Source organism: Nonomuraea glycinis (assembly GCF_014646515.1).
Taxonomy (GTDB): Bacteria; Actinomycetota; Actinomycetes; order Streptosporangiales; family Streptosporangiaceae; genus Nonomuraea; species Nonomuraea glycinis.
Genome location: NZ_BMNK01000004.1, coordinates 52,719 through 74,537, shown reverse-complemented (window position 1 = coordinate 74,537; position 21,819 = coordinate 52,719). Strand labels below are relative to the sequence as shown.

Sequence of the window (21,819 nt, the reverse complement as noted above, 5' to 3'; positions counted from 1 at the left end):
CCCGCCGCTGTCATCACCATAGAAAAGGAAACAATCATGCCGTTCGCCAATTTCAAGGTTCCCGCCGCCACCCTCACCCCCGAGCAGAAGGAGCAGATCGTCACCCGCACCACCGAGCTGTACGTGGAGATCTACGGCGAGCGCGCCCGCGCCACCACCCTGGTGCTGGTCGAGGAGGTCCCCGACGGGGGCTGGGGCATCGGCGGTGACGTGCTGACCCTCGCCAAGCTTCAGCAGACGCCCGAAGGGTGACGATCAACGGCCGAGCAGGCCGCACATCGCCTTGTTCAGCCGGGCCGCGCGCCCGGCCGGAGTTCTGGCCTTCAGCAGCGGCAGGATGAGCAGATAGCGGGCCGTCTTGTCGAGCGCCTCGAAGCGGGCGGCCGCCTCCGGCCGGGCGGTCAGCGCCTCGGCCAGATCAGCGGGGACGGTGGCGTCCCGCTGGGCCGCGTACGCCGCCTCCCACCGGCCGTCCGCCTGGGCGGCGGCGACCTCGGCCAGGCCGGGCGGGCGCATCCGCCCGGCCGCGGTCAGCGCCTCCACCCGCTCGACGTTCACCCGCGACCACGGGCTGCTCCTGCGGCGGCGGGAGTAGCGCTGCAGGTAGGCGCGCTCGTCGAGAGCCTTGCGATGGCTGTCGATCCAGCCGTAGCACAGCGCGACCTCCAGCGCCTGGACGATCGTGATCGAAGGGTCGGCCGAGCCCTTCTTGGCGATCCGCAGCCAGACGCCGCCGTCGTCCTCGTGATGTGCGGCCAGCCACGACTCCCACTGGCCGGCGTCCGTGAAGCGCATCATCGGCTCAGCATCTCCAGGTAGTGCTTGTTGTACATGATGCCCAGCACGTTGCCGAACGGGTCGGTCACCGAGGCGGTGACGAAGCCGGGGCCGTGCTCGGTGAGCGGCAGGTAGGGCGTGGCCCCCAGGGAGAGCAGCCGCTCCAGGGCGGCCTGCACGTCGTCCACGTGCCAGTGGGCGATCGCGCCCGCCGGCTCGGTGGGCGCGCCCTGCGGGGCGTAGCGCCGGTCGATGAGGCCGAGCTCGGCCTGGTGGTCACCGATCCTGAACTCGAGGTAGGCGGCGGGCTGCCCGTTGCCGGGACGCTCGAAGTACGGCTCGATGCCCAGCACCTCGGTGTACCACTTCCCGGCCGCCTCGACGTCGTCGGCGAAGAAGTTGACGGTGGCGAGTCCTCGCAACATGTGGTGCCCCTTTCTGTTACTCGAACCCTAGAATCCGTTGAGGAACCTACGGTTCCTCAAGCGTCGGCGGGCTGAGATTTCCGGGGCATCGCCGGCGATCAGCGGTCGTCCAGCAGGGGTCGCCGGGGGTCCCAGGTGGTGCCGTCCCGCGCGTCGCGGCGTCTGCGGGCGATCGCCGACAGGGCTTCCAGCACCACCCGGTTCGCCAGCGCGGCGGTGATGTCCGCGTGGTCGTAGGGCGGGCTGACCTCGACCACGTCCACGCCCACGACCGGCAGCTCCAGGCAGGCCCGGCGGACGGCGTCGAGCAGCTCGCGGGCGGTCAGCCCGCCCGGCTCGGGCGTGCCCGTGCCGGGGGCGGCGCCAGGGTCGCAGACGTCGATGTCCACCGAGAGGAACACGCCGTCGCAGTCGTCGGTGGCGATGCCGAACGCCTCGGTCAGGCACGTCGTCAGACCGCGCTCCCCGATCTCGGTCATCTCGTACGAGCGCATCCGCTGCTCGGCCATCCACTGCAGCACCTGCGGCCCCGGCCAGTAGCCGCGCAGCCCGACCTGCAAGAACCTGTCCCCGCGCAGCGCGCCGGACTCGATCAGCCGGCGCATCGGCTGCCCGTGACCCCACAGCGACCCGAAGTCGACGTCACCGGTGTCCGCGTGCGCGTCGAAGTGGACCATCGAGATCCGGCCATGGCCGAGCACGTCCGCCACGCCGGAGGCGTCCGCGTAGGCGATCGCGTGGTCACCGCCGAGGATCACCGGGATCGCGCCGGCCCGGACCACCTTGGCGACCTCGGCCCGCAGGTCGGCGAGGGACTTCAGGACGTCTCCCGAGAACATCTCGACGTCGCCCGCGTCGTACACCCGGAGATCCCGCAGGCCGTCGGTGCGCAGCGCCAGACTGGGCCGCGTGCCGTCGTGCGGGAGGTAGTCCGTGGAGCGGATCGCCTGCGGCCCGAACCGGGTGCCCGGCCGGTGCGAGGTGCCGCCGTCGAACGGGGCCCCTACGATCACCACGTCGGCGTCATCATAGGTTGAGGGATCGGTCAGATCGCAGGGAGGAATACCAAGGAAGGTAATGTCCGGACCGTACTGTGTCCCATAACGAGCCATTCACGCAGCCTAATCCAGTGACATCTCCTGGACCCAGAGGGCCGCGTGGACCCGCCCTCCCCAGTGAAAAGAGAAATGGCCATTATCGAGAGAGTCCTCATAGCCATCACCGAAGTCGTCGCCATTCTGGTCGCCGTCAGCGCCTGGGTGAACCGCCGGATGGTCACCCATCCGGTGACGACCGCCCCCCTCGGCGGAGTGACGCTCTTCGCCCTCTGGGCGCTGGTCTCCTGGTTATCGGGCGCACCCGCCTGGGAGTGGGCGGGATGGGCGGCCGCCGGACTCACGATCGCCCTCTGGTCGCGTACGGCCTATCTCGTCAGCGTCCACCGTCGCCGCCGGAGGGCCCAGCCCGAACGCGGATAGCCGGCCCCGGACCGAGGGCGACGCGCGCGACCGGTCTGACCTGCGACCATATGGGAAACCTGATGGATCCCTTCGCGATATCGCTATTAGACATCCGCTGATCACATCTGCTTTGCTCCTGCCGGCTGACAGCGACAGTAAGGACAAGGCATGAGACATCTCCGCACCCGCCGTTCCACGGCGGCGCTGCAGGCGACCGCGTTGACGTTCTCCCTCCTGGCGGGCGGGGCCCTCGGCGCGGGCGCCGCCTCGGCCGCGACGGTGACGGCGACGACCCGGGCGCCGTCGGGTGAGGCCCAGGCCAGGAAGGAGTTGCGGGCGCTGGAGGCGTCCTTCGACGGCCGCATCGGCGCGTACGCCATCGACACCGCCACCGGGAAGACGATCTCCTACCGGTCGGGTGAGCGGTTCGCGCTGCTGTCGACGTTCAAGGCGGTCGTCGCCGGGGCCGTGCTGCACAAGGCGCGCACCTCCGAGCCCGGCCTGATGGACAAGGTCGTGCGCTGGACCAAGGCCGATCTGAAGGAGAACTCCCCGATCACCGAGCAGCACGTGAAGGACGGGATGACCGTCGCCGAGCTGTGCAAGGCGGCCATCACCCGCAGCGACAACACCGCGGGCAACATGCTGCTGAAGCAGATCGGCGGCCCCGCCGGGCTGACCCGCTATTTCCGTACGTTGAAGGACCCGGTGTCCCGGCTGGACCGGTGGGAGACCGAGCTCAACGACTGGAGCCCGAAGGACAAGCGGGACACCACGACGCCCGCGGCCATGGCCCGTGACCTGCGCGCGCTCACGGTGGGCAAGGCTCTCGACGCCAAGGACCGGCAGCGGCTGAACGCCTGGCTGATCGCGACCGAGACCGGCGGCACCCGCATCCGCGCCGGCCTGCCCAAGAGCTGGTTGATCGGCGACAAGACCGGCACCACCTCGAAGTACGGGTCCGGCAACGACATCGCGGTCGTCTGGCCCCGCAAGACGGGCGCGCCCATCATCATGGCGATCTACACCAACCGGAAGGCCATCGACGCCCCCGTCGTCGACAAGGTCGTCGCGGACACCGCCGCGGCCCTGGCCCGCGGCCTCGGCAAGCTCTGAGCCGCGAGGACCCTAGGCCGGGGTGTGCTCGGTGAGCAGGTCGAGCGCGGCCGAGGTGACATCGTCCGCCGGGAGGTAGACGATCAGCCGGTGCTCGTCCGGGCCGGGCAGGTCGAGGCTCTCGTAGGCGAGCACCAGCTCACCCGCGAAGGGATGCGTCCAGCGCTCGACGCCGGTACGCCCGGGAAGGCTGCCGGCGGTGTCGTACCGGTCGCTGAACCCGGCTCCCGCGCTGACGGACAGCTCCTCCGCGAGCCGCGCGGCGTGCGGATCGCCGAGTGAGGCGGCGGCTCTGAGGCCGGCGGCCCGCTGACCGGCGACCTGCTCCCAGTCGGGGAAGGCGGATCTGGCCCGGTCGTCGGTGAAGACGAATCGGGCCAGGTTGGGCGGCCGGCCCTCCAGCAGGCCGACGGGGCCGGCCAGGCGCTCGAAACCGGGGGAGCAGGCGAGCAGGTCGTCCGGCCGGTTGAGCACCACCGCCGGGGTCGCGCCGAGCCGGTCGAGCAGCGCCGCGACCGTGGGGCGCACCGCGCGGGCCAGCGGCTCCGCCCCCTGGCAGGTGCCCCCGGTGGCGGTCTTGACCAGGCGGTAGAGGTGGACGCGTTCGTCGGTGGACAGGCCCAGGCCGCCGGCCAGCGCGGCGAGGATCTCGGCGGAGGGGCGGCGGTCGCGTCCCTGCTCCAGCCGGGTGAGGTATTCGACGCTGATTCCGGTGAGCGTCGCCAGCTCGGCCCGGCGCAGGCCGGGCGTGCGCCGGCGCGATCCGTCGGGGAGCCCCACCTCGGCGGGGGTGACCGTCTCCCGCCGGGAGCGCAGGAACGCGCCCAGTTCGTTGTCTCCCATGCCCGGGAGTTTATCGGCGCAGCGTGGCCCTGGCAGGGCTGGTCTCACGGCGGTCTCCCCAGGAGTGGCCAGGCCGGGCAGGCTCGATGAAAGTCCGATCAAGGGAGATTTCTTGCGTTGTCGACTGCTGGGCCGTACCGGGCTGCGGGTGTCCGAACTGTTCTTCGGCGCGATGTCCTTCTACGAGCGAGGGGACGCGCTGCCGAGGTATCGCGCCATGCTCGACGCCTACGCCGGCGCCGGTGGCAACGTCATCGACACGGCGTCGGCGTACGGCGAGAGCGAGAGCGTCCTCGGCGAGCTCCTGGAGGGCCGCAGGGACCGGTTCGTCGTCGCCACCAAGTACACGCTCTCCCGTGACGGCGGCGACCCGAACGCCGCCGGCAACCACCGCAAGAATCTCACGCTGTCGCTGGAGCGCAGTCTGAGACGGCTGCGTACCGACTACCTCGACCTGTTCTGGGTGCATCTATGGGATCGCCACACGCCGGTGGAGGAGACGATGCGGGCGCTGGACGACGCGGTCCGGGCCGGGAAGATCCTCTACGTGGGCATCTCCGACGCGCCGGCCTGGCTGGTGAGCCGGGCCAACACGCTGGCGGAGTGGCGGGACTGGACGCCGTTCGCCGGGGTGCAGGTGCCGTACAACCTGCTCAAGCGGGACGCCGAGCGGGAGCTGCTGCCGATGGCGGAGGCGTTCGGGATGAGCGTGGCCGCCTGGGGGCCGCTGGCCGGTGGGGTGCTGTCGGCGAAGTTCACCGTGCCGGGTGGCGTCGAGGGGCCGACCCGGGTCGATCCGGGCTCCCTCACCGAGCGGGATCACGCGGTGGCGCGGGCCGTGCGGAAGGTCGCCGACGAGCTGGGCGTCAGCGCGGCCCAGGTGGCGCTCGCGTGGACCCGTGCCCGGTACGGCGGCGTGCATCCGATCATCGGCGCCAGCAGCGTCGAGCAGGTGAGGGACAACCTGGGGTCGGTCGACGTGGTGCTGCCCGAGGAGGCGATCGGGGAACTGGAAGGGGCGACGGAGTTCGCGGTGGGCTTCCCGGCCGATTTCATCGCCGAGTGCGAGGCGGATCCCTGGGTGTTCGGCGAGGGACAGGTCATCGGCCGGGCGTGAGGGGTGTGGTGAAAAGTCGGTTGCCGTAGCCGGGGCACGGCTGCCATGATGTCCCGCTATGCCCACTTTCGCCGCATTCGACGGGACCAACCTCGCCTATCACGTGTCCGGAGAGGGGGACCCGGTGATCTGCCTGCCGGGCGGCATGCAGGACACCGAATACCTCGGCGAGCTCGGCGGCCTGCCGGCGCACCGGCGGCTGATCATGCTCGACCCCCGGGGCACCGGGCGGTCGGCGATCCCGCGGGACGCCGCCTCCTACCGCTGTGACCGGCTCGTCGATGACGTCGAAGCGCTGCGCGAGGAGCTGGGCCTGGAGCGGGTCGACCTGCTCGCGCACTGCGCGGGCGCGAACCTCGCGACGCTGTACGCGGCCCGGCACCCGGAACGGGTCGGCAGGCTCGCGCTGATCACGCCGAGCACCAGGGCCGTCGGCATCGACGCCACCGGGCAGGCACGGCTGGAGCTCGCGCGGCTCCGCGCGGACGAGCCCTGGTTCGCGCCGGCCTTCGCGGCTCTGGAGGACATCGTGGCCGGCAACGCCACCGGCGACAGCTGGGCGGCCGTCGACCCGTTCTTCTACGGCCGATGGGACGCGGCGGCCCGAGCCCATCTGGCGGCCCAGGACGGCCGGCGGAACGACGAGGCGGCGGCCGCCTTCGGCGCCGAGGGCGCCTTCGACCCGGCCGCCACCCGCGCGGCGCTCGCCACCTTCGACGCGCCGGTGCTGCTGCTGGCCGGAGAGGTGGACATGAACTCGATCCCGGGCGTCGTGGCCGAGTTCGCCGGGCTGTTCCCGGCCGCCGAGCTCGTGGTGCAGCCGGGGGCAGGCCACTATCCGTGGCTCGACGACGCCGACCGGTTCGTGGCCACGACGGCGGCGTTCTTGAAGGTCACCGAGCCAAGCGCCTGATCGATCGCCGCTTCCTCCCGGTGAGGGACACCTCACTGTCACGCCACGTCACATTGGGTGGTCGCACGCTTACGTTCAGTGAGCAGAGCCGACGGAAGGTGAGGTGGCGGAGATGCATCTGACTCCACATGAGCAGGAACGGCTGATGATCCATGTGGCCGCGGAGGTGGCCGAGAAGCGCCGGGCGCGGGGGGTGCTGCTCAACTATCCGGAGGCGGTCGCGCTGCTGACCGTACACGTGCTCGAAGGAGCACGGGACGGTCAGACCGTCGCCGAGCTCATGGCCTCCGGGCGGAAGGTGCTCACCCGCGACGAGGTCATGGAGGGCGTCCCGGAGATGATCCCCGACGTGCAGGTCGAGGCGACCTTCCGCGACGGCACCAAGCTGGTCACCGTGCACGACCCGTTCCCGGAGGCGGGGGAGGAGGTGCGGGTCAGCCCGGGGAAGGTCGAGCATCCCGAGCAGGCCGAGCCCGTGCACTTCAACGTGGGTCGGGAGATCACGACCGTCACGGTCGTCAACGACGGTGACCGGCCCGTCCAGGTCGGCTCCCACTACCACTTCTACGAGGCCAACCCCGGTCTCACCTTCACCCGGGCGGACGCGTACGGCAAGCGCCTGCACATCCCGGCCGGCAGCTCCATGCGGTTCGAGCCCGGTTGCCCGCGTGAGGCGGAGCTGGTGCCCATCGAGGGCAAGCGGATCGTCGCGGGCCTGCGCGGCGAGGTCGGAGGTCACCTCGATGGCTGAGCCGCTGTCCCGCGCCGACTACGCCGACCGGTTCGGCCCGACGACCGGTGACCGCATTCGCTTGGCGGACACCAACCTGCGGATCGAGATCTGCGACGACTGGTCCGGTGGCCCAGGACGCAGCGGGAACGAGGTCGTCTTCGGCGGCGGCAAGGTGATCCGCGAGTCGATGGGCCAGTCCTGCGCGCCGCGCGACTCCGAGGGGGAGCCGCCGGACACGGTCATCACCGGCGCCGTCATCCTCGATCACTGGGGTGTCGTCAAGGCCGACGTCGCCATCCGCGACGGCCGGATCACCGCGCTCGGCAAGGCGTACAACGACGAGACCATGGACCCGATCCACGACGGCCACGAGCTGGCCACCGACTTCCTCATCGGTCCGGAGACCGAGGTCATCGCGGGCAACGGCAAGATCCTCACGGCGGGCGGGGTCGACACCCACGTCCACTTCATCTGCCCCGAGCAGCTCCACGAGGCGCTCGCCGCCGGCGTCACCACCCTCATCGGGGGCGGCACGGGCCCGGCGGAGGGCAGCACCGCCACCACCGTCACGCCCGGCACCTGGCACATCGACCGGATGTTCGAGGCGCTGGACTCCTTCCCGGTCAACATCGGGCTGTTCGGCAAGGGCAGCACCATGTCCAGACAATCGCTGGTCGACCAGGTGGACGCGGGCGTCCTGGGCTTCAAGATCCATGAGGACTGGGGGGCGACCCCCGCCGTCCTGCGCAGGTGCCTGGAGGTGTGCCAGGAGACGGGCGTCCAGCTCGCCCTGCACGCCGACTCGCTGAACGAGGCGGGTGTGGTCGCTGACACCATCGATGCCATCGGCGACCACCCCATCCACGTCTTCCACGTCGAGGGGGCCGGCGGCGGCCACGCCCCCGACATGATCACCATCGTGAGCCGGCCGAACGTACTGCCCGCCTCTACCAATCCGACCCGGCCGTTCACCTACAACACCGTCAAGGAGCACATCGACATGGTGATGGTCTGCCATCACCTGAATCCGCTGGTGGAGGAGGACCGGGCCTTCGCGGACTCGCGGATCCGGCCCTCCACGATGGCCGCCGAGGACATCCTGCACGATCTCGGCGCGATCTCCATCATGTCGTCGGACGCGCAGGCCATGGGCCGCATCGGGGAGATGATCATGCGGACGTGGCAGACCGCGCACGTCATGAAGGCCCGGCGGGGCTTCCTGGACGGTGACGACGGGGCCGACAACCATCGCGCCCGCCGCTATGTCGCGAAATACACCATCAATCCGGCTCTCGCGCAGGGCATCGACCACGAGGTCGGCTCGATCGAACCGGGCAAGCTCGCCGACCTGGTGCTCTGGGAGCCGAAGTTCTTCGGCATCAAGCCGCATCGGGTCATCAAGGGCGGCCAGCTCGCCTACGCGCAGGTGGGCGACGCCAACGCCTCCATCCCGACCCCGCAGCCGGTCCTGCCCCGTGCCGTCTTCGGCGCGACCGGCCGGGCTCCGCGCGCGAACTCGGTCAACTTCGTGACCCAGCGGGCCATCGACGGCGGCCTGCCCGAACGGCTCAAACTGGACAAGCAGTTCAGGCCCGTACGCAGTACTCGGGAGGTGCGTAAGGCGGACATGCGGGAGAACAGCGCGACCCCCGACGTGGACATCGACCCCGACACGTTCACGGTGCTGATCGGCGGAGCGACGGCCAAGGACGTCCGGACGGAGATCGACGACCAACTCGTCGAACGCTCCTACGCCACCGAACTCCCCATGGCCCAGCGCTACTTCCTCTTCTGATGAGCCGGGATGGGCCGGATAGGCCAAGTGAGCCGGGTAAGCCCGGTGGGCCGGATAGGTCGGGCGGGTCGGGTGGGCGGATGAGTCAGATGGGCCGGTTGACCGGTGGCGCGCTGTTCGTCCTGGCCGATGGCCGCTTTCCCGCTGGTGGGCACGCCCATTCCGGTGGGGCGGAGGCGGCCGTCACGGCGGGTCGCGTGCACGACGTCGCGAGCCTGGCGGAGTTCTGTCGCGGCCGGCTGCACACCAGCGGGCTGGTCGCGGCGGGTTTCGCCGCCGCGGCCGCCGCCGGATACGACCCGCTGCTGCTGGACGAGGCCGCCGACGCCCGCACCCCCGCCCCCGCCCTGCGGCACACCGCGCGCCGGCTGGGCCGTCAGCTGATGCGGGCCGCCCGCGCCACCTGGCCCTCGGCCGAGCTCGACGAGCTCGCCGCCGCCCGGCCGCGCGGCGCGCACCAGCCCGTCGTCCTCGGCCTCACCGCCCGATCGGCGGGCCTCACCCCGCTGGAGATCGCGTACGTGGCGGCGTACGAGTCCGTCAGCGGGCCGGCCACCGCCACCGTCCGCCTGCTGGGCCTCAACCCGTTCGACGCCACCGGCGTCCTTGCCCGCCTCACCACTGACCTCGACGACGTCGCGGAGCGGGGCGCCGCATGCGCCTCACGGGTCTTCGCCGAGGGCGTCGACGCATTGCCCGCGGCCTCGGCACCACTGCTCGACATCGCCGCCGAGCGCCACGCCGCCCGTCCGGCACGCCTGTTCGCCTCCTAGCCGTTCCCCTCCTCGTCGTCCAATGCCCGTCGTTCACCCTCAGTCGTTCACCCTCAGTCGTTCACCCTCAGTCGTTCACCCTCAGTCGTTCACCCTCAGTCGTTCACCCTCAGTCGTTCACCCTCAGTCGTTCACCCTCAGTCGTTCACCCTCAGTCGTTCACCCCATCGGAGCAGCCATGCACCTGCACCACGCGGACGCCTTTGCCGGCCCCGCCGACCTCGAACGTCCCGACGGCCGTCGCCGTGCCCTGCGCATCGGCCTCGGCGGGCCGGTCGGCTCCGGCAAGACGGCCACGGTCGCGGCCCTGTGCCGGACGTTGCGCGACGACCTGTCCATCGCCGTCGTCACCAACGACATCTACACCTGCGAGGACGCCGAGTTCCTGCTCCGCGAGGCCGTCCTGCCCGCCGAGCGCATCCAGGCGGTCGAGACGGGGGCGTGCCCGCACACCGCCATCCGCGACGACATCTCCGCCAACCTCGAAGCCGTCGAGGACCTGGAGGATCAGGTCGGCCCGCTCGACCTGATCCTGGTCGAATCGGGCGGCGACAACCTGACCGCGACGTTCTCCAAGGGGCTCGTCGACGTCCAGATCTTCGTCATCGACGTCGCGGGCGGGGACGACATCCCGCGCAAGGGCGGTCCCGGCATCACCACCGCCGACCTGCTCGTCATCAACAAGACCGACCTCGCCCCGCACGTGGGCGTCGACCTGGCGAGGATGGCCCGCGACGCCGAGGACCAGCGTGGCGGCCTCCCGGTGGTCTTCACCGCGCTGAAGTCCGAGGGCGGCGTCATGCCGGTGGCGGACTGGGTCGGCGAGCGCCTCGCCGCCTGGGCCGCAGGCACCGCATGACCGTCGCAGCCACCCGGTCAGGTCATGAGCCCACCGGGCCGGGTCACGAGCCCGCCCGGTGCGGTCATGAGGCCACCGGGTCAGGTCATGAGGCCACCGGGTCAGGTCATGAGGCCACGCGCCCTGGTGTGCGGGCCACCGCGCGCATCACGGCGACCGCGGTGGGCGGGGCCACCGCGCTTCCCGTTCTCGACGGGGACGGGCCTTTCGAGCTGCGCCGCAGCCGGTCGTACGGAGGGCAGGCGCGGGTGTGTGTGCTGGGCGCGATGAGCGCCCCGCTCGGCGGAGACCGGCTGCGGATCGAGGTCACCGCCGAGCAGGGGGCGCACCTGCACGTCACCTCGGCGGCCGCGACCGTCGCGCTGCGCGGCCCCACCCGCGAGCACGCCACCTACGACGTGCGGTTGACCGTGGCGGAGGGGGCGCGGCTGCACTGGCTGCCCAAGCCGCTGATCTCCGCCGCGCGCAGCAACCTCCGCCAGACCTGCGCCGTCGATCTGGCCACTACCGCCCGGCTCGTGCTGCGCGAGGAGCAGGTCCTGGGGCGGGCCCACGAGCCGCCGGGGCGGCTGACCGGTCGTCTCACCGTCCGGCGCGACGGTCGCCTCCTGCTGGACCAGCGGACGGAGTACGGTCCGGGCGCCGCTTCCTGGGACGGTCCCGCCGTTCTCGGTGGTCACCGAGCCGTCGGTCAACTGCTCGTCGTCGATCCGGCCTTGGCGGGGGAGCGCTCCGGCGTCCGGCTGTTCGGCGGTGATCCGGGAGCGGGAGAGGCCGTGCTGACCCCGCTCACCGGCCCCGCCATCCTGGTGACGGCCGTCGCCCCGGACCTCCTGGCGCTACGCCGTCTCCTCGACGCCGCTCATATGATCTACAATGTAAAGGCCAATGGTTCGTGAAAAATCGCGACATACCAAGGCCACAAGCAGATCAACGAGCGTGACCCTCGAACGCCCTCTGTACGCCCGCAGGCGCCCGTTTGATCTACTGGGCGCCCAGGCGGACCGGTCCGGGATCGAAGAGGGCGGCGATGACGGTTGGGCGGGATGGGGGGAGCTGCCGGCGGCGGCTCGGGCGGGTGATCGGGACGCTTTCGATTGTCGGGGACGCGGGTGTTCGAGCGCGGGGCAGGCGCGTGGGTGCTGGTCCACCAGCACCTTTCGATTCCGTACGACCTGGAGACGGGGGAGGCGAGGGCCGATCCGTCTCCCTGACGGCCTCAGCCGCTCACCGGCAGGTCTTCACCGTGCAGAAGGTGATCTCCGGGTAGCGGGCCGACGGCTTGTCCAGCAGGGGCTGCGGCTTGCCACGCAGGTGCAGGTCGAAGAAGGCGCCGACGTATCTACGGGTGATCTCCAGCGAGCGGGCGCCGGCCACCTCGGCGCCGACGTCGATGCCGAGCTGGTCGACCAGCGTGCCGTAGTCGGTGAAGGACAGGTGCACCGCGCCGGTGAGCAGCAGCCAGCGCTTCCACCCGGTCAGGAGCTTCCAGTCATTCTCCCAGGTGGCGGCTTCCGGCCTGCCCGATCCGGGGGTGTACGTGGCGGGTTTGCCGAGGAACATGAAGGGTCGCGACAGTCCGCCGGCGGGGATCGAGCCGTCCGTGGTGCCGTCCGTGTTGACGCCGGCGCGGATCCGGGTGTCCTTGACCATCGCGGCGATGGTGCTCGCGCCGCCCACCGACTGGCCGGCCATCGCGATGCGGGACGGGTCGATCAGGGTGGCGGCCTTCGTGTTCGGGCGCCGCGCCGTGAGCTGGTCGAGCACGAAGGAGACGTCGGCCGCCCGGCCCGCCGACAGCTTCGTCCAGAACGCCGGGTCGTGGTCGATCTCGCAGGCGGCACAGGTGGTGACCCGTCCGCCGGGGAACGTCATGGCGACGTTCTCGTACGTGTGATCGATCCCTGCCACGACGTAGCCCTTGCTGGCCAGCTCTTCGGCCAGGGCGGTGAGCTCGCTGCGGGGTTTGGTGAAGCCGGGGGAGAGCACGACCAGGGGCAGGCCGCGCTTGCGGCCCGCCGGTTCGGCGTCCTGGAAGGCGTTGGTGCGGGTCTTGCTCAGCACGTCGTACGGCACGCCGGTGATCTCTCCGTCCTTCAGCAGGAGCTCCGACTCCTTCGGCGTCATGTAGCGGGCCCGCCGGCGTCCCGGTGCCGTGGCGGGGTACCACAGGGAGATCATCAGCTCCCGCGCCTTCACGGAAGGAACCCACGGGTCGGTGCGGGAGGTGTCCTTCAGGTGCAGGGTCGTGACGCCGACCGGCTTGGAGCCGGTGGGCTCGGGCAGGGCCGGCGTCACGCTCCGGGCGGCCGGCGTGCCGGCGGGCTCGCGTGAAGGACCGGGCTTGCCGTTCGGGATGCGCTGGGGGCCCGGCTCGGCGCCCAGATTCCGCGAGGGCCCCGGCTCAGCGACGGCTGCTCGGGACGCCGGTACGGACGCGCAGGAGACGGTCGTGAGCAGGGCGAGCGTCACGGCCAGCCCGCCCCGGAGACTACGGCGATCTGGGTTCATCACATAAGTCATGAAATTTCTCCTTGAAAGGCGAGATATCGGAGTCGAAGCTAGGCGCGACCGGGATCCGCGCGCGTCGGCCGTCGCACCGAGATCGGATACCTCCCCGGGAGGATCCAGCCGTGGAGGTCATCCCTGCGATGTACGCCACGAGGACGTGTTCTTGGTCCCCGGGGTGGATGCCGGCCGCGGTGGACAGCGGGGACAATGTGCCGGTGGAGACAGGTGACCGGCGGCTGTGGCAGTTGTACGTGCGCGATGTGCTGCGCCCGGAGAAGGCGTCCGCCAGGCCGTCCCGCCGGGCGCTCGTCACGGACGCGACGCTGGCGATCGCGCTGACCGCCGCCGCGGTGGTGGCCGCGGGCCTCTTCCCCGGCGGCGACCCGTTCCTGATCGCTCAACCGCAGCTGATCGAGCCGCTGCGCCTCCGGTCGCTGCCACCGGCCTTGCCGTCGCTGCCGCTGTTGCCGCCGTTGCCGGGCGCCGGCCTGCCCGGGCAGGCCGAGCCGGCGATGTACGAGGCCGTGCTGGTGGGGTTGACGGCGTCGCCGCTGGCGGCCCGGCGGCGTTTCCCGCTGGTCACCTTCTGGGCGGTGCTGGCCGCAGCCCTGCTGACGTCCGACGTGGCGACCTGGGTCACCGTGCTGACCTGCGCCATCGCCGCCTACGGCGTGATCGCGTACGGCCGGGACCGGCCGGTGGCGGTGGCGAGCCTGGCGCTCGCGGCCGTGCTGGCCGGGGCCGCGTTCGAGAGTGTCGCCCCCGGGCTGCCGAGCTGGCTGGGTCCCTTCGTCGTGCTGCTCAGCGCCGGGGTTCTGGCGGGTTTCGTCCGCTTCTGGCCGCAGCGGCAGGCCGACCTGCGGCGGGCCCAGGAGGAAGCCACGCGCAGGGCCGTCGAGGAGGAGCGCTCCCGGATCGCTGGCGAGCTGCACGATGTGGTGACCCACAATGTGAGCGTGATGCTGATCCAGGCGGGTGCGGCCCGCAAGGTGATGGACGTGGCGCCGCAGGAGGCGAAGCAGGCGCTGCTCGCGGTCGAAGCCGGCGGCCGAGCCGCCATGGCCGAGCTTCGTCACGTCATGGGCCTGCTGGCCGGGCCGGACGGTGAGCATCCAGGCGACCCGGCCGACGGCCTCGAACCGCAGCCCGGACTCGACCGGCTCGACACCCTCGTCGAGCGGGTGCGCGGTGCCGGGATGGCGGTGCATGTCACGACGTCGCTCCCGTCCGGTCCGCTGCCGGCCGGGATCGACCTGGCCGCTTACCGCGTCGTCCAGGAGGCCCTGACCAATACGATCAAGCACGCGGCGGGCGCGACGGTGTCCGTGGCGATCGAGTGCGCGGGCGACTGGCTGGAGATCGAGGTCACCGACACCGGCGCGACACGGAAGGCGCGCAAGGTCCTGCCGCGCTCCGGTCGCGGGCTGATCGGCCTGCGTGAGCGGCTCGCCGTCTACGGCGGCACCCTGGACGCCGGACCGAGACCCGGCGGCGGATACCGGATCAAGGCCCGCCTGCCGTGGACACCAGCATGACCGGCCCACGCCCCAGCGTCACCGGCCCGTCCGCCGGTGTGGCTGGCCCACCTGCCGGTGTGCCCGGCCCGTCCGCCGGTGTGGCTGGCCCGCCTGCCGGTGTGCCCGGCCCGTCCGCCGGTGTGGCTGGCCCGCCTGCCGGTGTGCCCGGCCCGTCCGCCGGTGTGGCTGGCCCGCCTGCCGGTGTGCCCGGCTTGCCTGGCGGCGCTGCCGGTGTGCCAGGTCCGCTGCGGGTCGTCATCGCTGACGACCAGGCGCTGGTGCGCACCGGATTCCGCATGATTCTCACCGCTGACGGCATCGAGGTGGTGGCCGAGGCGGCCGATGGTGCTGAGGCGGTCGCCGCCGTCCGGCGGACCAGGCCCGACGCGGTGCTCATGGACATCCGGATGCCGCGGATGGACGGGCTGGAGGCCACCCGGCAGATCCTGGCCGGCGGCGCGAGCGAGACCCGCGTCCTCATCCTGACGACCTACGACCTCGACCAGTACGTCTACGCCGCGCTCACCGCAGGCGCCAGCGGCTTCCTGCTCAAGGACGTCACCCCCGAGCATCTGGTGGCCGCGCTGCGCCTGGTGCGCTCCGGCGACGCCCTGCTCGCCCCGGCCATCACCCGGCGCCTGATCGAGCGCTTCGCCCGCCGCGACGAGGCGAAGGCCGCCCTGCACCGAGATCTGTCGGAGCTGACGCCCCGGGAGCTGGAGGTACTGCGCTTACTCGCCACCGGTCTGACCAACGCCGAGCTCGCCGACCGGCTCACCCTCAGCCCGACGACGGTGAAGACCCACGTCGCCCGCATCCTGTCCAAGCTCGGCCTGCGCGACCGCGTCCAGGCGGTCGTGGTCGCCTACGAGACCGGCCTGATCTCACCAGGAGACGGGGCTTGATCGACAACGGAACGGCCAGTGGCGTCAGCGAGCAAAGGTGAGTGGAATTGCCACCATCCATCGTTCCGATGACGGTGGGCATCCAGCCTGTTTCATTGTGTAACGGATTGATGACTGTAAAGTTAGTTACTGGCGGGTCGGCCCTACTTTGCGGCCTGTACCGGTGGAGTTCCTGACTGATGTTGCGGCGGCGGCGTACGGCCGGTGCGCCGGACCGCCGGCGCGTGCGGACCTGGATCGGGTGTTCCTCCTGGATGAGGAAGATCTGGCGCTGATCGAGCGCCGCCGGGGCGATCAGAGGTCGAGGCAGAGATCGGCGAGGGGGCCCCAAACGGGGGAAACTGGTCCTCCGCTTGGGCCTCCCACCGATTCGGCGATCTACATCAAGACGTAGCCGTGCAACCTCGTCATGGAAGGGCCGCTCAGATGTAGCGGCTCCGCAGACCTGTCGCTACGGCTGGTCGCCGGGCTTGTCGACGACCTTGGTCTCCATGCGTGCGCTCCACTCCAGGAGGGTGCCCGCGGTGACGGTACGCGGCGGGACTCCGGCAAGATGGAGGACGTAGGTGCGATCGGCGACGCTTTCGCGGTAGCTGCCCAGGAGCCGGTAGTCCTGAGCACTCACGATGATCTCGGAGCGCACCCAGGTTCCCGTGCAGACGAACGCGATCCCGTGGCGGCCCGCCGCGTCGATCGCGTCCTGCTTGACAGTGACTCCCTGGATCGTGGGCAGCGCCCGGAACAGCGCGGCTCGCACGTCGGGGACCAGCGGCTGCTCGGCCAGTAGCTCGGAGATCCGCCGGAAGATCCGCTCCCCTCTGGCCGCGCTGACGTCGTCGAACTCTGTGGCGGGAGTCGCGTCAACCGCCGCCCCGACCCTGGCGATCATCTCCTCGGGAGTGACCGGTGCCCGAGCCAGGTCCTCGGCCGTTGCGCCGGTGCCGACATCGTGGATGACGATCTTGCCGGTGCCGTCGTCCAGCGCGGTCTGCTTGCCGTCCAGGCTGTGCCACGTCTCGAGAGTCATCCGCTTGTCGCGATCAACCTCGGGGTCCGGTTCCTTGACGGGAGCTTGGATCTGCTTCACATAGAGCCACTGGCCCGGCGAAGGAGTGGTCGTATACGGGTCGGTCTCGGCACGTTTGGCGGCCTTGTCACCAAGATCCCGGACGCTGGCGACCGGGGTCGTCGCAGGTGGTTCGCCCTCGCGGGTCAAGAGGACGCCGGTGCCGACGGCCACCGCGACCGATGCGGCCAGCGCCAGCCGCCAGGCCAGGCGCGGCCTGCGCCGCGGCGGCGGGGAAGCCGACCTGTGCGCGTCCGGCTCGCGCATCGCCGCCTGCAACCGAGCGCGCGCCGCCTCTCTCGCCTCGCTGGTGATCGCCGGGGTGGCGTGGAGGAACCGTCCGAACTCATCCATCATGTGTCCTGTCTCTTCTCGTGGTCGGTGCCGAGGGCGGCTTTCGCCTTCTTGCGGGCCCGGTGCAGGCGCGAGCGCACGGTCCCGACCGGGATGCCGAGCGCCTCGGCCACCTCCTCGTAAGTCAGCTCTCCCACCGCCACCAGCAGCAGCACGTCGCGATCACCTCTGGACAGGCCCGTCAGTGCCCCTGCCAGTCGGCGGTCCTCCTCCTGCGCGGCGACGCGGCCGATCACCGTGTCGGCCATCGGCTCCGGCAGTGGCTCCACTCCGGTACGCGACAGTGCCCGCAGGAAGCGCTCCTCGTCGCGCCGATGCCGGGCGATGAGGTTGGTCGCGATGCCGTACAACCACGGTCGGGCCAGCGGTTGCGCGTGGTCGTAGGCCGCGCGGCAGCGGAAGGCGGTCAGGAACGTCTCCGCCACGATGTCGTCGGCCGCCTGCACACCCAGTCGCCGGGCGGCATAGCGGTGGATCTGCTGGATGTAGCGGTCGAACAGTCCGGCGAAGTGTTCGGGATTGTCGATCGACCGGCGGATGAGGTCGGCGTCGTCCGCCTCGACCCTCTCCTCCGGTGGTGTTCGTGTCATGCCTGCTGTTGCCCGATGGGGCGAATCGAGTTCTCGGCGGCCTCAAACCCTGCCGTGTGAATCCGCCCATAGCTCGCGGGCAATAACAGAGTGAACAATTTTCCCACTCCCGAGAGGTTCACGATGACCTCCTGAAATCCACGCGACGACTCTGCGTATCTGAGATCTCCACGTGCTCCGCGCTTGAGCGTTCCGGTCGGCCATGACCTCAAAAAACGTTGCCCAGCTGCTGGTGGAACAGATCCAGCAGCAGCGGGCCCAAGTCCTGACCGCTGCCTACGCCGCCCATCCCACACGGTCCCGCGGCCACCTGCCGCACGACCTCATGGACGGGGTCTTCGCCGACCTGCGTAGCGAGGCCCACAACCGCTACGGCGTGCGCCGCCCCAGCCTGTACCTGATCCGGCCGGACAAGTACGTCGGCTTCCGCGGCGACAGCCTCGACTTCGCACGCGTGACCGACTACTTCCGCGCCCTGGATGCCCGCCCGTGACATCGCCTGTCGAGAAGAGGCGAGAAGAGGGCGGTAAGGCGGTCTGAAGCAAAGCGTAAGGAGCTCCGGGCAGAGTTGTGGTCATCGAAAGGTCCACGTACGAACCTCGGAGGAACACACGATGCGTAAGATCATCAACTCGACCTACATCAGCCTCGATGGCGTCATCGAGGACCCCGCCTGGACCATGCCCTACTTCGACGAGGAGGCCGCCGCCTTCGCCGGCGAGCAGACGGCCGCCGCGGATGCCCTGCTGATGGGCCGGCGCACCTACGAGGGCTTCGCCGCCGCCTGGCCGACACGGGACGAGAGCGACCCGAGCACCGGCGCGGCCTACTTCAACAACGTCAAGAAGTACGTTGCCTCGACCACTCTCACCGACCCGGAGTGGAACAACAGCGAGGTCCTGCGGGGCGACCTGGTCGAGGCGGTCGCCGACCTCAAGGCCGGGCCGGGTGCGGACATTTTGATGTACGGCTACGGCGCGGTCACGCACGCCCTGGTCAAGGCGGGTCTGGTGGACGAGGTCCGGTTCTGGATCACCCCGGTGTTCGTCGGCGGTCCGTCGGTGTCCGCGCCGCTGAGCGACGTCCCGACGACGCTGACCCTGGCCGACACCAAGGTCATGAAGAGCGGCGTGATCATCGCCACCTACACGACCCAGGGATGACCGTAAGAAATCCTGAAGCGGACTCCACCATGCTCACGGGGTCAGAGAGCAGCTCCCCCGTCCCACAACAAGGAGTGACAGATGGCCGGCAAGCTGGTTGTTTCGACGTTCGTATCGCTGGACGGTGTCATGCAGGGTCCCGGCGGGCCCGGTGAGGATGACTCCAACGGCTTCCCGCACGGCGGATGGCTGCCCCCGTACGTGGACGAGGGGTTCGGCCGCATCATGGGCGAGCAGCTGGACCGCGCGGACGGCATGCTGCTGGGGCGCAGGTCGTACGAGATCCTCGCCTCGCACTGGCCCGGTGTGCCGGACGAGGAGGGCGGCGCCAAGATCAACAGCATGCCGAAGTACGTCACCACCAGGAAGCCGATGGACGCCGCATGGCGCAACACCCAGGTGCTGGTGGGGGAGGCCGCTCAGACGGTGGCCGAGCTCAAGCGGAGCACCGGCGGCGAGATCCTCGTCCAGGGCAGCAGCGATCTCCTGCGCACCCTGCAGCAGGCGGAGCTGGTCGACGAGTACCGGCTGCTGGTCTTCCCCGTCGTGCTCGGCGAGGGAAAGCGGCTGTTCGCCGAGGGTGCCGCCCCGGCGGGGCTGAAGCTCACGGGGGTGACGCCCACCGACGCCGGTGTCGTGTACGTCACCTACGACTGGGCGGGCAAGCCCACGTACGGTTCCGTCGTCTGACGCGTCCCCGGTTCATGGCGGTCTCAGGAAGGCGGTGGCACCATGGTCCACGCGAATGTCGGTGGGCGTGTCCGGAAACCGCCTGCCCGTTCGTCACCCTGGTGAACGCCGTCAATCCGAGGAGCGCGTCATGAAGTACATGATGTTCGTCTGCAGCGACACCGAGCCTGACACGGACAAGGAGAACGAGCCGGACGTCGAGGTTTGGGTGGCCGAGAACGACGCGCGCGGGCGGCGGCTGCGGGGCGCGGTCCTCGCGCCGGAGTCCGCGGCGACCACCGTCCGCGTCCGCCAGGGCGAGCTCATCCTCTCCGACGGCCCGTTCGCCGAGACCAAGGAGGTGATCGTGGGCTTCGACCTGCTCGAATGCGCCGACCTGGACGAGGCGATCGAGGTCGCCCGCGCTCACCCGATGGCCAGGGCGGGACGGTTGGAGCTGCGTCCGTTCGCCGACTTCGAACAGTGACGGCCTCGCTGGAGGCAGTGGCCGCCGACGCCTGCCCGCGCATCGTCGCCGCGCTCATCCGCGTCACCGGCGACTGGACGCTGGCCGAGGACTGCGCTCAGGAGGCGCTGGCGCTGGCCGTGCGGCGGTGGCCGGAGGAGGGGATGCCGGCCAACCCCGGCGGCTGGCTCATGACGGTGGCGCGCAACCGGGCGATCGACACGCTGCGCCGCGCCTCGGTGGAGCGCCGCAAGCTGGAGGAGCTGGCCAGGCTCGCGCCGGCCGGGCACGACGGCCCTGAAGCCGTCGGTGCGGAGGAGGTCGTGGACGATCGGCTGCGGCTCATCTTCACGTGCTGCCACCCGGCGCTGCCGCTGGAAGCGCGTGTGGCGTTGACGCTGCGGACGATCTGCGCGGTGCCGGCCGCGCGGATCGCCCGCGCCTTCCTGGTCACCGAGCCGACCATGACCCGGCGCCTGACCAGGGCCAAGAGGAAGATCGCCGATGCGGGGATCCCGTACCGGGTGCCGACCGGCCCGGCCCTGGCCGAGCGGTTGCCCGGCGTGCTGGCGGTGCTCTACCTGCTGTTCACGCAGGGTTACGACGCCGACGGCGAGCCCGCGTTCGCGGAGGAGGCGATCCGGCTGGCGCGGCTGCTGCGCCGGCTCATGCCGGGGCAGAGTGAGGTGTCGGCGCTGCTGGCGCTCTTCCTTCTGCAGCACTCCCGGCGCGATGCCCGCCAGGACGCCGAGGGCAATCTGGTGCCGCTCGACAGGCAGGATCGTGCCCGGTGGGACCGCGCCTCGATCAGCGAGGGCCTGGAGGTGCTGGCCGGGGTCGAGCAGGACGGCCCGTACGGGCTGCAGGCGCGCATCGCCGCCTGCCACGTCACCGCGCCGTCGGTGTCCGGCACGGATTGGCCGACGATCGCCCGCTGCTACGACGACCTGGCCCGGATGCACTCCACGCCCGTGGTCGAGCTGAACCGGGCCGTCGCGCACGGCTACGCGCACGGGCCACCGGCCGGGCTGGCGCTGCTGGCCCGGTCGTGTTCGGATGGCGCGCTGGACGGTCATCCGCTGGCCATCGCCGCCGAAGCCGACCTCACTGCCCGGGGCGGCGACCGCGACCGCGCCGCGGCCCTGTTCCGGCAGGCGGCCGCCGTCGCGCGCAGCGAGCCCGAACGCCGTGCGCTGCTCGACCGGGCCGACGAGAACGCCCGGCGGGAGCCGCGTCGATGATGAGCCCGGAGACCGAGACCCTGCTCACCTACCTGAACAATCAGCGACGGCATGTCCACGACGCTTTGGCGGGCCTGAGCGAGGCGGACCTGCGGCGGCCGGTCCTGCCGTCGGCCTGGAGCTGCCTGGGCCTGGTACGGCATCTCGCCCTGGACGTCGAGCGGTTCTGGTTCCGCGCCGTCGTCGCCGGCGACCGGGCCGTCATCGACGAGCTCGGCCAGGCCGACGACGCCTGGCAGGTGGGCCACGACCTGTCGGTCGAAGCGGTCCTCAGCTGCTACCGGCGGGAGATCGACGCCGCGAACACCGTCATCACCACCACCCCGATGGAGGCCGCGCCGGCGTGGTGGCCGGAGTGGTTCACCGACTGGCAGGCGCGCACGCTGCGGGAGGTCGTGCTGCACGTCATCACCGAGACGGCCTGCCATGCCGGACATCTCGACGCCGCACGCGAGCTCATCGACGGCAAGAGATGGCTCGTCCTGACCAAATGAGATCGTCCAGCGAACGGTGTGTGGTGGCGGGC

General features: G+C 70.8%; 26 protein-coding genes. 19 read left to right on the top strand and 7 right to left on the bottom strand.

Going from position 1 to position 21,819, the window contains the following annotated elements; genetic code table 11:
- Window positions 1–36: 36 nt before the first annotated feature.
- Entirely contained in the window at window positions 37–252 is a 216-nt protein-coding gene (locus IEY87_RS13775) for a tautomerase family protein (protein WP_189139015.1), read from the top strand.
- Between the two features lie 3 nt (window positions 253–255).
- Here IEY87_RS13775 and IEY87_RS13770 read toward each other — a convergent pair whose 3' ends face one another.
- From IEY87_RS13770 to speB, 3 genes are all read right to left on the bottom strand, one after another.
- Window positions 256–798 carry a YdeI/OmpD-associated family protein gene (locus IEY87_RS13770; protein ID WP_189139014.1) on the bottom strand — a complete coding sequence of 181 codons (543 nt, stop codon included), beginning with the start codon at window positions 796–798 and terminating at the stop codon, window positions 256–258.
- Entirely contained in the window at window positions 795–1,202 is a 408-nt protein-coding gene (locus IEY87_RS13765; protein WP_189139013.1) for a VOC family protein, read from the bottom strand. Before IEY87_RS13765 ends, IEY87_RS13770 begins: the two co-directional genes overlap by 4 nt.
- Window positions 1,203–1,300: 98 nt before the next feature.
- Window positions 1,301–2,314, bottom strand: coding sequence for an agmatinase (gene speB, locus IEY87_RS13760; protein ID WP_189139012.1), 1,014 nt, complete (start codon window positions 2,312–2,314; stop codon window positions 1,301–1,303).
- Window positions 2,315–2,389: 75 nt separating this feature from the next.
- On the opposite strand from speB, the gene IEY87_RS13755 reads away from it, so the two are divergent.
- Both IEY87_RS13755 and bla read left to right on the top strand, forming a co-directional pair.
- On the top strand, window positions 2,390–2,680 hold the full coding sequence (locus IEY87_RS13755) for a hypothetical protein (protein WP_189139011.1): 291 nt from the start codon (window positions 2,390–2,392) through the stop codon (window positions 2,678–2,680).
- A 150-nt stretch (window positions 2,681–2,830) separates the two neighbouring features.
- Complete coding sequence (gene bla, locus IEY87_RS13750) at window positions 2,831–3,778, top strand: class A beta-lactamase (RefSeq protein WP_189139010.1); 948 nt, start codon at window positions 2,831–2,833, stop codon at window positions 3,776–3,778.
- 12 nt (window positions 3,779–3,790) lie between these two features.
- Here the strand turns inward: bla and IEY87_RS13745 are convergent, their stop codons facing one another.
- Window positions 3,791–4,621, bottom strand: coding sequence for a helix-turn-helix domain-containing protein (locus tag IEY87_RS13745; RefSeq protein ID WP_189139009.1), 831 nt, complete (start codon window positions 4,619–4,621; stop codon window positions 3,791–3,793).
- A 112-nt stretch (window positions 4,622–4,733) separates the two neighbouring features.
- Between IEY87_RS13745 and IEY87_RS13740 the strand changes: the two genes are divergently transcribed.
- From IEY87_RS13740 to IEY87_RS47175, 8 genes are all read left to right on the top strand, one after another.
- Complete coding sequence (locus tag IEY87_RS13740) at window positions 4,734–5,738, top strand: aldo/keto reductase (RefSeq protein WP_189139008.1); 1,005 nt, start codon at window positions 4,734–4,736, stop codon at window positions 5,736–5,738.
- 58 nt (window positions 5,739–5,796) lie between these two features.
- Window positions 5,797–6,651, top strand: a complete 855-nt coding sequence (locus tag IEY87_RS13735) for an alpha/beta fold hydrolase (RefSeq protein WP_189139007.1) — start codon at window positions 5,797–5,799, stop codon at window positions 6,649–6,651.
- Window positions 6,652–6,763: 112 nt separating this feature from the next.
- Window positions 6,764–7,402 carry an urease subunit gamma gene (locus tag IEY87_RS13730; protein ID WP_189139006.1) on the top strand — a complete coding sequence of 213 codons (639 nt, stop codon included), beginning with the start codon at window positions 6,764–6,766 and terminating at the stop codon, window positions 7,400–7,402.
- Window positions 7,395–9,179, top strand: a complete 1,785-nt coding sequence (locus tag IEY87_RS13725) for an urease subunit alpha (protein ID WP_189139005.1) — start codon at window positions 7,395–7,397, stop codon at window positions 9,177–9,179. Before IEY87_RS13730 ends, IEY87_RS13725 begins: the two co-directional genes overlap by 8 nt.
- Before the next feature lie 80 nt (window positions 9,180–9,259).
- Window positions 9,260–9,952: an urease accessory protein UreF gene (locus IEY87_RS13720; RefSeq protein WP_225277350.1), complete on the top strand. Its 693-nt coding sequence runs from the start codon at window positions 9,260–9,262 to the stop codon at window positions 9,950–9,952.
- Between the two features lie 178 nt (window positions 9,953–10,130).
- Window positions 10,131–10,811: an urease accessory protein UreG gene (gene ureG, locus IEY87_RS13715; protein WP_189139004.1), complete on the top strand. Its 681-nt coding sequence runs from the start codon at window positions 10,131–10,133 to the stop codon at window positions 10,809–10,811.
- Window positions 10,812–10,939: 128 nt separating this feature from the next.
- The gene (locus IEY87_RS13710; RefSeq protein WP_225277351.1) at window positions 10,940–11,710 is read left to right on the top strand and encodes an urease accessory protein UreD; all 771 of its coding nucleotides are present in this window, start codon (window positions 10,940–10,942) and stop codon (window positions 11,708–11,710) included.
- A 198-nt stretch (window positions 11,711–11,908) separates the two neighbouring features.
- The gene (locus tag IEY87_RS47175) at window positions 11,909–12,025 is read left to right on the top strand and encodes a nuclear transport factor 2 family protein (protein WP_189139002.1); all 117 of its coding nucleotides are present in this window, start codon (window positions 11,909–11,911) and stop codon (window positions 12,023–12,025) included.
- 13 nt (window positions 12,026–12,038) lie between these two features.
- Here IEY87_RS47175 and IEY87_RS13700 read toward each other — a convergent pair whose 3' ends face one another.
- Window positions 12,039–13,334 carry an alpha/beta hydrolase family protein gene (locus IEY87_RS13700; RefSeq protein ID WP_225277352.1) on the bottom strand — a complete coding sequence of 432 codons (1,296 nt, stop codon included), beginning with the start codon at window positions 13,332–13,334 and terminating at the stop codon, window positions 12,039–12,041.
- Between the two features lie 203 nt (window positions 13,335–13,537).
- Between IEY87_RS13700 and IEY87_RS13695 the strand changes: the two genes are divergently transcribed.
- Window positions 13,538–14,857 carry a sensor histidine kinase gene (locus IEY87_RS13695; RefSeq protein WP_225277353.1) on the top strand — a complete coding sequence of 440 codons (1,320 nt, stop codon included), beginning with the start codon at window positions 13,538–13,540 and terminating at the stop codon, window positions 14,855–14,857.
- Window positions 14,858–15,072: 215 nt separating this feature from the next.
- Window positions 15,073–15,744: a response regulator gene (locus IEY87_RS13690; protein ID WP_189139000.1), complete on the top strand. Its 672-nt coding sequence runs from the start codon at window positions 15,073–15,075 to the stop codon at window positions 15,742–15,744.
- 451 nt (window positions 15,745–16,195) lie between these two features.
- Here the strand turns inward: IEY87_RS13690 and IEY87_RS13685 are convergent, their stop codons facing one another.
- Complete coding sequence (locus tag IEY87_RS13685; protein ID WP_189138999.1) at window positions 16,196–17,167, bottom strand: CU044_5270 family protein; 972 nt, start codon at window positions 17,165–17,167, stop codon at window positions 16,196–16,198.
- A complete protein-coding gene (locus tag IEY87_RS13680) occupies window positions 17,164–17,754 on the bottom strand; it encodes an RNA polymerase sigma factor (RefSeq protein WP_189138998.1) in 591 nt (196 codons plus the stop codon). Before IEY87_RS13680 ends, IEY87_RS13685 begins: the two co-directional genes overlap by 4 nt.
- A 202-nt stretch (window positions 17,755–17,956) precedes the next feature.
- Here IEY87_RS13680 and IEY87_RS13675 point away from each other — a divergent pair, with 202 nt between their 5' ends.
- From IEY87_RS13675 to IEY87_RS13650, 6 genes are all read left to right on the top strand, one after another.
- A complete protein-coding gene (locus tag IEY87_RS13675; protein ID WP_189138997.1) occupies window positions 17,957–18,247 on the top strand; it encodes a hypothetical protein in 291 nt (96 codons plus the stop codon).
- A gap of 121 nt (window positions 18,248–18,368) precedes the next feature.
- Window positions 18,369–18,917, top strand: a complete 549-nt coding sequence (locus IEY87_RS13670; protein ID WP_189138996.1) for a dihydrofolate reductase family protein — start codon at window positions 18,369–18,371, stop codon at window positions 18,915–18,917.
- Between the two features lie 81 nt (window positions 18,918–18,998).
- Complete coding sequence (locus tag IEY87_RS13665) at window positions 18,999–19,607, top strand: dihydrofolate reductase family protein (RefSeq protein ID WP_189138995.1); 609 nt, start codon at window positions 18,999–19,001, stop codon at window positions 19,605–19,607.
- 130 nt (window positions 19,608–19,737) lie between these two features.
- Window positions 19,738–20,073, top strand: a complete 336-nt coding sequence (locus tag IEY87_RS13660) for a YciI family protein (protein ID WP_189138994.1) — start codon at window positions 19,738–19,740, stop codon at window positions 20,071–20,073.
- Window positions 20,070–21,293: an RNA polymerase sigma factor gene (locus IEY87_RS13655; RefSeq protein WP_225277354.1), complete on the top strand. Its 1,224-nt coding sequence runs from the start codon at window positions 20,070–20,072 to the stop codon at window positions 21,291–21,293. Before IEY87_RS13660 ends, IEY87_RS13655 begins: the two co-directional genes overlap by 4 nt.
- Window positions 21,290–21,787 carry a DinB family protein gene (locus IEY87_RS13650; protein WP_225277355.1) on the top strand — a complete coding sequence of 166 codons (498 nt, stop codon included), beginning with the start codon at window positions 21,290–21,292 and terminating at the stop codon, window positions 21,785–21,787. Before IEY87_RS13655 ends, IEY87_RS13650 begins: the two co-directional genes overlap by 4 nt.
- Window positions 21,788–21,819 lie beyond the last annotated feature (32 nt).

What these genes read in the sequence shown, in the direction of transcription:
- IEY87_RS13755 (WP_189139011.1), top strand. Translation starts at nt 2,390, where the DNA reads ATGGCCATTATCGAGAGAGTCCTCATAGCCATCACCGAAGTCGTCGCC.
- IEY87_RS13725 (WP_189139005.1), top strand. Translation starts at nt 7,395, where the DNA reads ATGGCTGAGCCGCTGTCCCGCGCCGACTACGCCGACCGGTTCGGCCCG.
- IEY87_RS13675 (WP_189138997.1), top strand. Translation starts at nt 17,957, where the DNA reads ATGACCTCAAAAAACGTTGCCCAGCTGCTGGTGGAACAGATCCAGCAG.
- IEY87_RS13735 (WP_189139007.1), top strand. Translation starts at nt 5,797, where the DNA reads ATGCCCACTTTCGCCGCATTCGACGGGACCAACCTCGCCTATCACGTG.
- IEY87_RS13680 (WP_189138998.1), bottom strand. Translation starts at nt 17,754, where the DNA reads ATGACACGAACACCACCGGAGGAGAGGGTCGAGGCGGACGACGCCGAC.
- ureG (WP_189139004.1), top strand. Translation starts at nt 10,131, where the DNA reads ATGCACCTGCACCACGCGGACGCCTTTGCCGGCCCCGCCGACCTCGAA.
- IEY87_RS13670 (WP_189138996.1), top strand. Translation starts at nt 18,369, where the DNA reads ATGCGTAAGATCATCAACTCGACCTACATCAGCCTCGATGGCGTCATC.
- speB (WP_189139012.1), bottom strand. Translation starts at nt 2,314, where the DNA reads ATGGCTCGTTATGGGACACAGTACGGTCCGGACATTACCTTCCTTGGT.
- IEY87_RS13665 (WP_189138995.1), top strand. Translation starts at nt 18,999, where the DNA reads ATGGCCGGCAAGCTGGTTGTTTCGACGTTCGTATCGCTGGACGGTGTC.
- IEY87_RS13775 (WP_189139015.1), top strand. Translation starts at nt 37, where the DNA reads ATGCCGTTCGCCAATTTCAAGGTTCCCGCCGCCACCCTCACCCCCGAG.
- bla (WP_189139010.1), top strand. Translation starts at nt 2,831, where the DNA reads ATGAGACATCTCCGCACCCGCCGTTCCACGGCGGCGCTGCAGGCGACC.
- IEY87_RS13730 (WP_189139006.1), top strand. Translation starts at nt 6,764, where the DNA reads ATGCATCTGACTCCACATGAGCAGGAACGGCTGATGATCCATGTGGCC.
- IEY87_RS13660 (WP_189138994.1), top strand. Translation starts at nt 19,738, where the DNA reads ATGAAGTACATGATGTTCGTCTGCAGCGACACCGAGCCTGACACGGAC.
- IEY87_RS13650 (WP_225277355.1), top strand. Translation starts at nt 21,290, where the DNA reads ATGATGAGCCCGGAGACCGAGACCCTGCTCACCTACCTGAACAATCAG.
- IEY87_RS13770 (WP_189139014.1), bottom strand. Translation starts at nt 798, where the DNA reads ATGATGCGCTTCACGGACGCCGGCCAGTGGGAGTCGTGGCTGGCCGCA.
- IEY87_RS13720 (WP_225277350.1), top strand. Translation starts at nt 9,260, where the DNA reads ATGAGTCAGATGGGCCGGTTGACCGGTGGCGCGCTGTTCGTCCTGGCC.
- IEY87_RS13765 (WP_189139013.1), bottom strand. Translation starts at nt 1,202, where the DNA reads ATGTTGCGAGGACTCGCCACCGTCAACTTCTTCGCCGACGACGTCGAG.
- IEY87_RS13745 (WP_189139009.1), bottom strand. Translation starts at nt 4,621, where the DNA reads ATGGGAGACAACGAACTGGGCGCGTTCCTGCGCTCCCGGCGGGAGACG.
- IEY87_RS13700 (WP_225277352.1), bottom strand. Translation starts at nt 13,334, where the DNA reads ATGACTTATGTGATGAACCCAGATCGCCGTAGTCTCCGGGGCGGGCTG.
- IEY87_RS13685 (WP_189138999.1), bottom strand. Translation starts at nt 17,167, where the DNA reads ATGATGGATGAGTTCGGACGGTTCCTCCACGCCACCCCGGCGATCACC.